Here is a 14,051-nt window from a genome sequence, read left to right as displayed (position 1 = left end):
ATTTTTAACTTATAATGAGAAAGAAGATTTTCCTCGTCCTCAGTTCGCTTGGCGCGGGTGGTTCCGAGCGCGTTTACTGGTTGCTATCCCAATACTTTAACAAACCCGATTATGAAGTAGTAGTAGTGCTTTTGAACGGAAACATCTGCAGCTTTTCGAAAGAAATAGCAGGCATCAGGTTTTTGGACCTGAAAACAATAAAAGCTTCACGCTCATTTTTTAAACTTCGGAAACTGCTGAAAGATGAAAAACCATATGCGGTTTTCTCTACTACCGATCATATCAATATACTGGTAGCTTTTGTTTCGATATTTGTAAAAGTACCTCAATTAATAGCCAGGGCATCAAACAACCCGCAGCAAATGAGGCAGTATTATGGATTTAAAGCCCGCTTTTACAATTATTTTTCAAGGTTTCTGTTTGTGCGCTTTAACACTATAGTTTGCCAGTCGGAAGAGATGAAGCAATCAGTTGCACGGCTTTACAACATCAACCTAAACAGGCTCATAGTTATCCATAACCCGGTTATTATAACCAACGTTCTGAAACCTCAGACCCAGGTATCTGATTTAAAAAGGCTGATAGCGGTTAATCGCCTGATCAAAGAAAAAGGGGTGTTCCGTTTGCTGGAGGTTATGAAAGCGCTACCTCAAAATTATGTATTAACTATAGCCGGCGATGGCCCTCTGATGAATACATTAAAAGAAGAGGTAATAAATACCGGGCTCAACGAACGTGTAACTTTTATCGGCGAGATCAAAAACGTTGCCGAAGTTATATCTAAGCATGATTTACTGGTTTTAAGCTCCTTTACCGAGGGCTTTCCAAATGTAGTACTTGAAGCATTATCTGTTGGCGTTCCGGTTGTTACCTTCAGGGTTGGCGGAGTTGATGAACTGATCAGGGAAGGCTTCAACGGATTTATAGCAGAACAAAACGACCTTCGCACATTACAACAACAAATTATCCGCGCCTGCAGTCAAACATGGCAACATCCTAATATCAAGGCGGATATCAGTGAACGCTTTGGGCTTAATAAAATAGGCCTGGCATACGAAACATTACTTGCTAATTAACTAACTATTAACTTATTCCCCCTTTTGTATGTGCGGCATTTATGGATCAACTGTAAGATATGACGATGATGTCATATTTCAAAAATTAGCTCGGGCAGATTTCAGAGGGCCTGATTATTCCGGGTTTGAACACAGCGGTCTGGTTACTTTAGGTCATAACCGCCTGGCTATTGTGGATCTGGATCACCGTTCAGATCAGCCATTTACCTACAATCACCTTAAAATTGTATTTAATGGCGAAATCTACAATTACAAAGCCTTAAGAGTAAAATTAACCGCGTTAGGTTATAGGTTTACTACCGATTCGGACACAGAAGTAATTACCGCAGCTTTTCTTGAATACGGCGAAAACTGCGTTAATCATTTTAATGGCATGTTTGCCTTTGTTATTTATAATACCATCACTCATCAGCTTTTTGGCGCACGCGACAGGCTGGGTAAAAAACCATTTTACTATGCACATTGCGGCCTCGACTTTGAATTTGCCAGTCAGCCATCGCAAATATGCATAGGCCGTAATGTTACCCTTAATGAGCAGGCTATTAATGAATACTTTATATGGGGTTATGTACCTGAGCCTAAATCTGCATGGAACGAAATTCAAAAATTAGAGGCAGGGCATTCATTCTCTTTCGATTGCAATACCGGCATTTTTAGAGCTAAAAAATACTGGGAACTGGATTTAATGCACGCCGAACATTATGAAGGCTCATACCAGGAAGCCCAGGCCGACTTAACCCGGCTAATAACCAATGCGGTTGACATCCGCATGCACGCCGATGTGCCGCTGGGTGTTTATCTTTCGGGTGGTATCGACTCCTCATTGGTTGCTTCACTTGCCGCTAAAAACTTTAAAAACGTCAAAACTTTCTGCATAAAATTCAGGGAAAAAGGCTTTGATGAAAGTGTATTTGCGGCAAAGATCGCGGCACACCTGCAAACAGATCATCATACCATCGAATGCAACAAAGAAGAAGGCCTCGAACTAATTGAAAGCTTCGGTAGGTATTACGATGAACCTTTTGCCGATTCAAGCGCCATCCCTACCCTGCTGTTAAGTAAATACACCAAAAAACACGTTACCGTAGTTTTAAGCGGGGATGGTGGCGATGAAAGCTTTTTGGGCTATAGTCGTTACAAATGGTTTAGCATGGTTGACCAGCTTTTTAAATGCCCGCTGGCTGTACGTAAAAGGCTGGCAGATTTTATCAGTATATCGCCTAACTACAGACATAAATTAATTGCGCTGGGTATTTGTAACCCTGAAATAAAATCACTTTACGGGCTTATGCTTGGCGGGCTTGAATACTCCTGGCTTGAAAATCCCAATGTTGGCTTGCAGGTACCATTCATGGATATCTGGTCGTCAAAATCAACAAGTGTTCTACAGAAACTATCCGCGTTTGATACCAAAACTTATTTAAACGGCGATATAAACACCAAGGTTGACCGCGGCACAATGGCCTTTTCATTAGAAGCAAGGGCACCACTGATGGATCACAGGGTAGTTTCGTTTGCCCAAAATCTGCCCGATAGCTATAAATTTAAATATGGTGTACAAAAACGGATCCTGAAAGATATTTTATACCAGTACGCGCCGGCACAACTGTTTGACAGGCCAAAATCGGGCTTCACCATGCCGCTCAACCACTGGTTTAAAAACGAACTGAAAGATCATGTTATGGATAATCTTTCAATAAATGAGCTAAAGAATATCCCGGGCATTAACGTACAGAAATCATTTGACATGATAAATGATCACATGAGCGGCAAATGGAACAGGGCCACGCAGATCTGGAAGTTGCTTGTATTTACCCAATGGCTAAAAAATCAAAGTTCAAACCCAATATCAACTTACCAGGTAGCTTAAAACTTACTAACCCTATGATCCAAATTAACAACCGTGCTATGCGGATAGTCCCTTATACAGTTGTATGGTTTGCCGCGAAACCCAATTTATGGGGATGTTTTTTGAAGTATTATAAACAAAGTAAAAGCAATGAAGAAGTTCCGGGATATCGCAGGGAAGATTTTTATACCAAAGTTATCAACATAAATGAGCCCTTACCTGCCATTGAAGCTAACTTTGATAAAAACACCAATTATGAAATACGCAGGGCTGTAAAAGATGGCGTAACCACCGTGATGGGTACCAGCATTAAAAAGTTCATTGATTTTTACAATGCTTTCGCCGTTACCAAAGGATTAAAAAATCTTACCAAGAGCTTTTATAAATACAAACCTCATGTGTTTATAACCAAAGCCGTTTACCAGGATCAGGACGTTGTAATGCACGCCTACATCCGCGATAATGGCTCTCAACGGGTAAGGCTGCTGCATTCGGCATCATTATTCAGGAATGAAAACGACAGCCAGCTGAGGGCTGTAACGGGAAGAGCAAACCGCTTGCTGCACCTTGAAGACATCCGTTTTTTTAAACAACAGGGATTTAAAATTTATGATCTGGGCGGTTATGCCTATAACACTTCAGATACTGAGCTTTTAAAAATAAACAAATTCAAAGATAGTTTTGGTGGAAGCCTGCTGCAAGAAACCGACTATCTGCCTATATCACTCACACTCCTGTCATTTCTAAAAAAAGTATTCCGACTATGAAAGATCTTTTCACCAAGCTTAATTCTGTTATTCATAAATTATTCAGCTATGATAAATGGAATATAGGCTACATCATACAATCTCCCGAAAACCTAATCCTAACTCAACAACTCAACGGTAAAATTAATTGGCTGTCAGAAGATAAAGCAGATTACGCTGCCGATCCTTTTACTGCAAATATAAATGGCCGTGTGCACCTCTATTACGAGGAGCTTAATTTCTGGAAGGGACGAGGCGAGATCATGATGACGGACGATATGCATTTTAAAAACAAGAAAAAAGTAAATGGTATCATGAAAGATGATATTCACCTCTCATACCCTTATATGTTCACCGACTCCGACCAACTGTATTGCATCCCGGAAACAGCAACAGCCAAACAGGTCTCGCTGTATCAAATTGATATGAACAACCCATATAAATTTGAAAAAATAAGGGTGCTGTTAGAAGGCCAGGCATTTGTTGATAGTTCCATCATACGTTATAACAACAAATACTGGCTTTTTACCAGCGTTTCGGGGCAACATGGTGTATTATACTTGTTTTATGCAGATAATCTTGATGCCCCATTTAAAGCTCACAAACAAAACCCTATAAGGGTAGCTTCAAATGTAAGCCGTTCTGCCGGTCGGCTGTTTATTGTGGGGCAAAAACTTTATATGCCAAGCCAAAACCCTAAAAGGTGTTATGGTGGTTCGGTAATGATCAACGAAATAACCACCATCACCGAGTCTGATTTCCAATATCACACAGCATTTGAATTACTACCCCAGGCTCCTTATGATGAAGGCCTGCACACCATAAATTTTGAAAACGGTTTGTTGGTTGTTGATGGAAAACGAAAGGTATTTAGCGCCATGGGGCCGTTCAAAAAAGTGTTCAGAAAAATCAAAAACCTTAGTAAGCATAACTAATGTCAGAGATGAAGCCAAAATTACTTTTTGTTTCAATCACCGATCAGGCAAACGGAGCCGAAAATATACTATTACAAGCGGCCAGTGCCAGCAATGCCGGTTTGCTATTTTTAAAAAAAGCAGACAGCGGAGGTTTAAGCATACCTGATGACCTGCAAGCCGAATATGTAAGTACAGGTAGCGTGTTAAGCGGCTTTTCCGGATTGATCAAAAGCTTAAGTCCTTACCGTACAGATCATATTGTTTTTAGTACCCACCCGTATTTAAACGCCTATCTGGGTTTTTTAAAGCGGATTGGATATTTAAAATCAAAATTGATAGTAAGAGAATGTTCATCTGTTTTAACCCGGTATAGTGGCATAAAAAAATGGAGCTACAAAGTTGCGTACTGGTTTGGCTATCCGGGTGTAAACCTGGTAGTATGTCAAACGGGAAGCATGCGGGATACATTTGTTGAGCACCTTCCGTACATTGATGAGCACAAGGTTATCATTCAGAAAAACCCGATTGATATTGAACAAAATTTAATAAAAGCCAAAGCAGCGCTGCCGCCGGCAGATGCAAAAGCCGAATTCATTTGCGCCGCCGGCCGACTCATCCCCGAAAAAGGCTTTGACATACTGATCATGGCTTTTGATGAAATTAAAGCAGCGCGCCCAAATCTGAAACTATTCATATTGGGTGAGGGCCCGGAACAAGGCGCTCTCGAAAACCTGATTAGCGAATTAAAGTTAAAAGACCGTGTTATATTGAAAGGCTGGGTAGCTAACCCGATGCCCTATTTTAAACAGGCCAAAGCCTGTGTGGTATCATCAATAAAAGAAGGTTTCCCGAATGTGTTATTACAAATGATGATCCTGAACCCTGTGGTGATAAGTACCAACTGCGCAGGAGGCATCGATGAAATCCCAGGAATTTACCTTGCCGAAGCCGATAATGTCAATTCATTAACAACAGCTATTAACACTGCCCTAAACACTAAAAAGCATAATAAGGACCTAATAATGCAATATGTAGAAGATCGTACCCCCGAAGTTTTTATCAAGTCAATACTTAATGCTCTGGTATAACCTCCCCCACCTATACAAGTAGCGCAACAACTTTAACTAACTAAATAAAATTAATATGAAAACAATTATCAAATCCATCCGAAATGTTGTGTTGCCTATAATAACAATTGTAGCTATTGTGGCTTCGATGAACGGCTGTAAAAAAGGAGCGCAGCCAATGCCAACAACACCCACAACTACCAATGTAGCCCCACAGGATGAAACCATCAAAACAATAAGTTTGATAGGCTTAAGGGTAGACAGCGGTTTTTGTTACAAAATTGGTTACGATCTGCCCGAAATTGGCGATTCAAATACCTCGCCAACCGTATCAAAACTCAGGCTGTTTGAAAATGGCGTTGAGCTTGGGCCAGCCCATTCTAACCACAATGATATCCGCAATTTTGGGCTGGGGCAATTTAGTCACTGGGGCAACACCCTGTATTTCTCAACTTCAGACAATAGCGATCCGCTAAAAAACGGGAGGAAATACACGTATTCTATGAAGTAAGATTTATCTGCTCACATTCAAAACTCTCGCAATTTGGTACACTTTTTACTCAGATAAATCTAATTGCATCTACCTACTATTTTCTTATTCTTTTATGCAGGCATCTACCTGAAACCTGCATAAGCGTTCGCGCTTCTCTTTAACCAGTAATCAACCGCCTTTTCTCAAAAGGCTTCATTTAAACCTAATTTCACTCATTTATGAAAATTTTAATCACCGGCACAGCGGGGTTTATTGGCTATCATTTAACCCAAAAATTGCTAAAACGCGGCGATACCGTTGTTGGTATCGACAGCATTAACGATTACTATGATGTAAATCTAAAACATGCCCGCTTGCAGGATGCCGGTATCAAAGTATCTGATATTGTTTATAACAAACCGGTTGTAAGCACCAGCTATCCTAATTACACTTTCGTAAAACTGGACATAACCGACAAGGAAAACCTTGAACAACAATTTCGGGATCATAAGTTTGACGCGGTTTGCAACCTGGCTGCCCAGGCAGGGGTACGCTATAGCCTTACCAACCCTGAGGTTTACATCGACTCGAACATCAAAGGCTTCCTGAACATACTGGAGTGCTGCAGGCATTTCAGCATTGATCACCTTGTTTACGCAAGTTCGTCAAGTGTGTATGGTTTAAACAAAAAAATGCCTTTCAGCGAGCATGAAATTGCCGATCATCCGGTTTCACTGTACGCGGCATCCAAAAAAGCTAATGAAATGATGGCGCATACTTACAGCCATTTGTTTAACCTTCGTACCACAGGATTGCGCTTTTTTACAGTTTACGGGCCATGGGGCCGGCCGGATATGGCTTTGTTTATTTTCACCAAAGCAATTTTGGAAGGTAAACCTATCCAGGTATTTAACAATGGCAACATGCTGCGCGATTTTACCTATGTAGATGATATCGTTAACGGCATTATTCATACCATTGACCAACCTGCAGAACGCAATTATCTGTGGAACGCTCAAAACCCAGACCCGGCTACTTCATCTGCTCCATTCAGAGTATTCAACATTGGCAGGGGTGCACCTGTAAACCTGCTTGACTTTGTTACCGAAATTGAGAAACAGGTAAATAAAAAAGCAATCAAAACATTAATGCCAATGCAGGATGGCGATGTAGCCGAAACCTGTGCCGATGTTTCAAATTTAGATGAAATGCTTGGCTACAAACCTGAAGTTTCTGTACCTACCGGCGTAGAGCGATTTATAGCGTGGTATAAAATGTACTATAACATCCAACCCGAACCGGTTCTTGTTCACTAAAAATGCCGCTTTTGTTTAGTGCATGGTCATTTGAGCAGCATTAACCTTATCTCAATTCAATCATTGCTTATTATACTGTTATGACAAGCAAAAAAGTGCTGATAGCCTGCGATTCAGCAAAGTCGCTTATTGATTTCAGGGGCAAATTAGTTGAACTGATGCGAAAAGAACATACAGTGTATGTTTTTACTCCTACCATACCAGCTGATCAACGTGCAAAACTTGAATTACTAAACATCATTATTTTTGAAAACAAGCTGAACGGCAGTAACGTATCTGTTTTGTCCGATCTGCAATATGCATACAGGCTTTACCGGCTTATTAAACAGTTAAAACCGGATGTTTTTTTTCCTTATACGCTTAAACCGGTTATTTACGGAACACTTGCGGCAAAACTGGCCGGCGTACAAAAAATAACCCCTATGCTTTCGGGCCTGGGTTACAACTTTGTAGCCGGAAACACAACTGCCATAAGCAAAATTACCCGTACGCTGCTTAAGCTAAGTCTCAGAAACAGGCCGGGCTTGTCTGTCATATTTCAGAATAAAGATGATGTTCAAACCCTGCTTGATTCCAAAATAATAACTGCAAAGCATCAAACCAGTGTTGTTAACGGCTCGGGGGTTGATTTAAACCACTACACCCCTACTCAGCCAGATATTAATAACATAAGTTTCATCATGGTATCCAGGCTCATCAACGCTAAAGGGATCCAAGAGTATTTTGAAGCCGCACAAATCGTGTATTTAAAATACCCACAGGTAACCTTCAAACTTATAGGGCCTTATGATGACAATGTTGATGCCATTCATCCCGCTTTATTTGAAGAGATAAAGCACAGAAGTGTGATCGATTACCTGGGAGCCGTTGATGATGTAAGGCCGTATTTAAGTAGTTCATCGGTTGTTGTGTTGCCATCATATTACCGCGAGGGCATTCCCCGCTGTTTGCTTGAAGCCATGGCTATGGCCCGCGCCATTATAACCTGCGATTCGGTTGGATGCCGGGAAACGGTAGAAACATCTGCTAATGCCAACGGCTTTTTAATCCCCGTTAAAAACACAACCGAGCTGGTACGCAAAATGGAGCACTTCATAACCAACAATCAGGATATCAGCAGTTTCGGACTTAACGGACTGGCATTGGCCAGGGAAAAGTTTGACGTGCATAAGGTAAACGCCAGGATGATGCAGATTATGGAGTTAAACTAATTTACTGGAAATCAATAATACGATACATGAGAAATAGAGTCAATTACGGAGACAGGCATTTCGAAGATTTCCGCGTCGCGATACGTGATTACGGATGGGTGATTTTTGAGAATGCCTTAGACAGCGATTTTGTTGCGAAAATTAATGAGGACCTGAAAGAAGCATATGTTAAACGACGAGCCATACAGGAAAAAAATGGGATAAGTGCAAATATGGCGGGTACGCTTCATCACCTTGTTGAAAAAGACAATTTCAGCCTGCCCTTTATTGAAAAAATGTATTGTGCCGATGAGATAGCTCATTTTTTAGGCGGTAACTATATACTAAATGGCTTTAATGCTGTAATACATTCACAACAGCAGCAACCTTATGTAAGCAACATGCACCGCGATGTACGCACTTTTATGGGCGATACCAAGCTACTGATGCAGATGATAGTTACGCTTGATGATTTTACTGAAGAAAACGGGGCTACCTATTTTTTATCAGGATCTCACAAAACAGATATCAAGCCTAACGAAGGCTATTTCTTCCAGGCGGCAGACAGGGCCATAGCTCCAAAAGGGAGCATCATTCTATTTGATTCTAACATATGGCACGCCGCGGGGGAAAATAAAACCATCAAACAGCGCCGGGCATTAACACTGGGATTTACACGTCCGTTTATTAAACCGCAGATGGATTACCCAAGGATGTTAGGCTATGATTTTATTGATAAGCTTAGTGCCGATCAGCGGCAGGTATTGGGATACAACTCACGAATTCCTGAAAACCTTGATGAATATTACCAGCCGGTCCATTTAAGAATGTATAAAAGCGATCAGGGATAACAACTTTATTTTTCAAAATCAATTTACAGTCATGCAAAAAAATAAGGCCGCTGTAAAACCCATAGGTGGGTATTTAGAGCTGGAATTGCCCAAAGGGAACGAATACTACCCCGATTTGGTTCATTTAAACACAGGGCGTAACGCGTTAGAGTACATACTGTTGCAAAAAAAATATCACAAAATTTATATTCCCTATTTTACGTGCGATGTCATACTGGAGCCCATTGTAAAATTAGATATTCAATATCAGTTTTATCACGTTGACAAACAGTTAGATCCCATCATTGATTTTGAAATTGAACCGGATGCGAGCTTCCTGTACACCAACTACTTCGGGATAAAGCAGGAAAAAATAGTGGAGCTCAGCCATAAAATCAAAAATCTTATAGTTGATAATTCGCAAGCCTTTTTTTCTGAACCACTTCCCGGTGTTGATACATTTTATTCCTGTCGTAAGTTTTTTGGTGTTCCTGATGGCGCTTATTTGAGCATTAAAAGAAAGCTTGCAAAAAAACTTCCGGTCGATAATTCGACACTCCGGTTTTCGCACCTGATAAAAAGCATTGATTCGGGCATAGAATCGGGCTACTCCGACTACGTTAACAACAATAAGGATCTGGAGAATAACGAGATCAGATCCATGTCGTTATTGACCCGTAAAATGCTTTCAAGTATCAATTACAATGAGTGTGTATTTGTGCGGCAACGAAACTTCAACTTTTTGCACAAGCACCTTGCCGAATATAACCTGCTTAAGTTTGATGCTACGGATGAGCATACCGTACCAATGGTTTATCCCTTTTTAACAAACGATAAGCATCTGAAAGTTCACCTGATACAAAAAAGAATCTACGTTGCAACTTATTGGCCTAATGTGTTTAAATGGACTAAAAAAAACACTACCGAAAATTTTCTCGCGCAGTGTCTTGTGCCACTCCCAATTGACCAACGTTATGACCTCCAGGATATGTTCAATATGTTAAATATTCTAAGACTTTTTTTATGACCATTTCAGTTTACATACGCCCCCTTGTAATAGAAGATGCGTCCACATCTTACGCCTGGCGCAACGACCCGCTAATATGGGTTTATACAGGTTACAAACCAACTCATTACATCAGTTCAGAAATAGAGACAGCCTGGCTGCGCGAAAAACTGGCCAGGCCTGATCAGCTCAGGTTTGCTATTTGTGTTAAAGAGCTTAATACCTATATCGGCAATATCCAGCTATTGGACATCATTGATGGCCACGCGGAACTGCACCTGTTTATCGGCAACAAGCTTTACTGGGGTAAGGGAATCGGGTACCAGGCAACTGTACAAATGATTAAGTATGGTTTCTTAAATAAGGAACTGGATGAGATTTATTTAAAGGTGCACCCGGCCAATATTGCAGCAATATCAGTTTACGAAAAAGCCGGGTTTGAAATTACAGGTAAAGTAAATGACCTGATTACCATGAATATCACTAAAAGCAAATTTGTACATCTTCAAAATCAAGAGGCTTAATATCACCATTTCCTAAACTTTAATTCAATGATCAAGATGCTTACCCTCCTCAACAAAGAGGAATGGATTTCTTATGTGGGCAATTCGGCCGAATACGATTTTTATCATACATGGCATTACCATTCACTGGAAACTGCCGGTGATCCGGTTCTTTTTGTATATGAAGAAGCAGATACATATATAGGCTTCCCGTTGCTGCAGCGAAGGATTCCAGGATCTGATTACAGTGACCTAACCTGTGTATATGGATTTTCCGGCCCGTTCTCAAATCAAAAAATTGATGAGATCGACGAAGCGTTGATGGAAAACTTTAAAACTGCTTTTAGCAATTTCCTTGTAAATGAAAAGTATGTATCTGTTTTTGTAAGGCTGCACCCATTTTATAAGCAACAAAAATTGCTTGACAAATTTGGAGGCGTTCACGAAAACGGCAAAACCGTTGTATTTGACCTTTCACTAAGCCTTGACGAGCAGCGTAAAAAGTATAGGCAATCAACCATGGATGCTATTAAACATGCATGGAAAAGAGGCTTTAGGGTTGAGGATGAAACCAACGCCGCCGGCGTAAGCACCTTTGTTGAAATTTATACCGAAAACATGAAACGGGTTGGCGCCAATAGCTACTACCTGTTTAATGAGAAATACTTTTCGGAAATATTAAACACCTCCGAATATGAAGCCCGTTTATTAACGGTTTACTATAACGACATCCCCATTGCAAGCACTATAATAGCATTTACTAATGGTATTATACAAGCTCACCTGGTAGGCACCCGCGCAGAATATCTGCATCATAGCCCAACCAAATTCCTGGCCGATTCCATAACCCAGATAGGCAGGGAAAAAGGCATGAAATATTACAACCTGGGCGGCGGCCTTGGTTTCAAAAACGACAAGCTTTTTGATTGGAAATGTGCTTTCTCCGATCTCCATTTTGACTTTCAAACCTGGAGATATATTGCCAACCCAGAAGTATACAAAAAGCTTTTACAGGATAAAGGTATCGAAGAAACCACCGAGGTGGATTTTTTCCCACTATACAGATACGCTTAAATGATAATACCTAAATAAACCAGTTATGATATACCTCAAAAATTTATTATTCCAGGAAAAATTCCATTCAAGATGGCTGATCCTGGTAATTGACCTAATGGTGGTTTTGTTATCATTATGGACATCCTTATACTTTAAAAACCGGCTTCAGTTTGATCCCATCAGCCTTTATTACATGACGTTTTACTGCGCCACCGCGGTAATGGTTTTTATGATCATGAGAATTCATACGTGTATTATCAGGTATTCCAATACACGCGACATGATGAGGATTTTGATAACAGTGATGGCAAGCAATATTACATTCCTCGTTTTCTATCATGCATTCTTCTCCTTCTATCTTAAAATAGATGTAAGGGGCCTGGTGGATGTACTTCTGATCAACTTTTTTATCACCTCATCCATGCTGATGTGCATGCGCATTATTATCAAGGATGTGTTTAAATTCATTGAAGCCACAAGCTACAAAGTTGAAAAAGAAAACGTGTTGATTTACGGTTCAAACGAACCGTCTATCCTGATCAAAAATGCCCTCGAAGCTCAAAAAGGGTTTATGCTGAATGTTCAAGGGTTTATTGACAACGGTGTTGACAGGGTATCAAAAATCATTGAACAAAAGCGGGTTTACCCAATAAAATCAATTGAAAGCTTAAAAAAACGCTTTGATATTAAATCACTACTGATAACCTCCGAAGACATAAAAGTTGACGGAAAAAGAGTAGCAGTTGAAAAATGTATTGAACTGGGCATAAAAGTTATTGTTGTGCCTTCATCAGATCAATGGATTAACGGGAAACCTAATTTAAACCAGTTTCAGGATTTAAAAATTGAAGACCTGCTTGAGCGAAAACCCATAAAGATCTGTAACGAACATATATTAGGTGAAATAAAAGGCAAACGCATCCTGATTACCGGAGCCGCAGGTTCGATAGGGTCAGAACTGGTAAGGCAGGTGTTGATGTACAACCCGGAGTTTGTAGTATTGTGTGACAGGGCCGAAACCCCGCTGCATGATATACAAATGGAAATTGAAGATGGGCTTTACGGCAACCGCACTCGAATTTTTATTGCGGACATCCAAAATACCGGCCGGATAAATACGCTGTTTAATACGTACAGGCCTCAGATTGTTTTTCATGCGGCGGCTTATAAACATGTACCTATGATGGAAAACAATCCAACTGAGGCTATTTTAACCAACGTATGGGGCACAAAAAACCTGGCCGATATATCCATTGAATATAAGGTTGAAAAATTTGTAATGATATCAACCGATAAGGCGGTACGCCCTACCAATATCATGGGGGCTTCAAAACGCATTGCCGAAATGTATATTCAATCGTTAAACAACCTGTTGTTTGAGGATCATTTTTTCAATAGCGACCCTGCAAAGGGTAATCAAACCAGGTTCATCACAACCCGTTTTGGCAATGTTCTTGGTTCTAACGGATCTGTTATTCCTCGTTTCAAAGCGCAAATTGAAAAAGGCGGCCCTGTTACCGTTACCCATCCGGATATTACAAGGTATTTTATGACAATACCCGAAGCTGTGCAACTGGTACTTGAGGCCGAGGTAATGGGTAAGGGCGGTGAAATATTCTTGTTTGATATGGGCGAACCGGTGAAAATTGCCGATCTGGCAGCCAATATGATCAAGATGGCCGGCCTTGTACCCGGAAAAGACATACAAATTGTTTACACCGGACTTCGTCCCGGTGAGAAATTATATGAAGAATTATTAAATGCCGAAGAAGAAGTTATACCTACTTATAATAAGGATATTAAGATCTCAAAAAATATCCCGGTTAGTTACACTAAAATCAATAATCTAATAAAAGACCTGTTGGAGCTTAACCTGCATAACGAAGTTGATTTGATGGTTTCGAAAATGAAGACGATACTACCAGACTATATCAGCAATAACTCGCAGTACGAAAAGCTCGATATAAAATTGATTGATAAACACATGGTCAACTGATTTTTTGTAATTTTTATATTACCAATA

General features: G+C 40.4%; 13 protein-coding genes. All 13 read left to right on the top strand.

Annotation, left to right across the window (positions count from 1 at the left end):
- Nucleotides 1-14: 14 nt before the first annotated feature.
- A complete protein-coding gene (locus tag EAH55_RS12635; RefSeq protein WP_121809906.1) occupies nt 15-1,076 on the top strand; it encodes a glycosyltransferase in 1,062 nt (353 codons plus the stop codon).
- Nucleotides 1,077-1,104: 28 nt separating this feature from the next.
- Nucleotides 1,105-2,946 carry an asparagine synthase (glutamine-hydrolyzing) gene (gene asnB / locus EAH55_RS12630; protein WP_121809905.1) on the top strand — a complete coding sequence of 614 codons (1,842 nt, stop codon included), beginning with the start codon at nt 1,105-1,107 and terminating at the stop codon, nt 2,944-2,946.
- 14 nt (nt 2,947-2,960) lie between these two features.
- A complete protein-coding gene (locus EAH55_RS12625) occupies nt 2,961-3,692 on the top strand; it encodes a hypothetical protein (protein ID WP_162996850.1) in 732 nt (243 codons plus the stop codon).
- On the top strand, nt 3,689-4,606 hold the full coding sequence (locus tag EAH55_RS12620) for a glucosamine inositolphosphorylceramide transferase family protein (protein ID WP_121809903.1): 918 nt from the start codon (nt 3,689-3,691) through the stop codon (nt 4,604-4,606). Before EAH55_RS12625 ends, EAH55_RS12620 begins: the two co-directional genes overlap by 4 nt.
- Nucleotides 4,607-4,614: 8 nt before the next feature.
- Nucleotides 4,615-5,676: a glycosyltransferase gene (locus EAH55_RS12615; protein WP_162996849.1), complete on the top strand. Its 1,062-nt coding sequence runs from the start codon at nt 4,615-4,617 to the stop codon at nt 5,674-5,676.
- A gap of 55 nt (nt 5,677-5,731) precedes the next feature.
- Nucleotides 5,732-6,166 (top strand): hypothetical protein, encoded by a 435-nt coding sequence (locus EAH55_RS12610; RefSeq protein WP_112574295.1) that lies wholly within the window; start codon nt 5,732-5,734, stop codon nt 6,164-6,166.
- A gap of 200 nt (nt 6,167-6,366) precedes the next feature.
- Nucleotides 6,367-7,443 carry an NAD-dependent epimerase gene (locus EAH55_RS12605; RefSeq protein WP_121809901.1) on the top strand — a complete coding sequence of 359 codons (1,077 nt, stop codon included), beginning with the start codon at nt 6,367-6,369 and terminating at the stop codon, nt 7,441-7,443.
- 80 nt (nt 7,444-7,523) lie between these two features.
- Complete coding sequence (locus tag EAH55_RS12600; protein WP_121809900.1) at nt 7,524-8,654, top strand: glycosyltransferase family 4 protein; 1,131 nt, start codon at nt 7,524-7,526, stop codon at nt 8,652-8,654.
- Between the two features lie 26 nt (nt 8,655-8,680).
- Nucleotides 8,681-9,484: a phytanoyl-CoA dioxygenase family protein gene (locus EAH55_RS12595; protein ID WP_121809899.1), complete on the top strand. Its 804-nt coding sequence runs from the start codon at nt 8,681-8,683 to the stop codon at nt 9,482-9,484.
- A 31-nt stretch (nt 9,485-9,515) separates the two neighbouring features.
- Nucleotides 9,516-10,490, top strand: a complete 975-nt coding sequence (locus tag EAH55_RS12590) for a hypothetical protein (protein ID WP_121809898.1) — start codon at nt 9,516-9,518, stop codon at nt 10,488-10,490.
- Complete coding sequence (locus EAH55_RS12585) at nt 10,487-10,993, top strand: GNAT family N-acetyltransferase (protein ID WP_121809897.1); 507 nt, start codon at nt 10,487-10,489, stop codon at nt 10,991-10,993. Before EAH55_RS12590 ends, EAH55_RS12585 begins: the two co-directional genes overlap by 4 nt.
- 27 nt (nt 10,994-11,020) lie before the next feature.
- Nucleotides 11,021-12,046, top strand: coding sequence for a GNAT family N-acetyltransferase (locus tag EAH55_RS12580; RefSeq protein WP_121809896.1), 1,026 nt, complete (start codon nt 11,021-11,023; stop codon nt 12,044-12,046).
- A 25-nt stretch (nt 12,047-12,071) separates the two neighbouring features.
- Nucleotides 12,072-14,024, top strand: a complete 1,953-nt coding sequence (locus EAH55_RS12575) for a polysaccharide biosynthesis protein (protein WP_121809895.1) — start codon at nt 12,072-12,074, stop codon at nt 14,022-14,024.
- Nucleotides 14,025-14,051 lie beyond the last annotated feature (27 nt).

The organism is Mucilaginibacter kameinonensis, assembly GCF_003675385.1.
Lineage (GTDB): Bacteria > Bacteroidota > Bacteroidia > Sphingobacteriales > Sphingobacteriaceae > Mucilaginibacter > Mucilaginibacter kameinonensis.
Note: the sequence above shows the minus strand (reverse complement) of the source record. Positions and strands in the feature narration are given on the sequence as shown.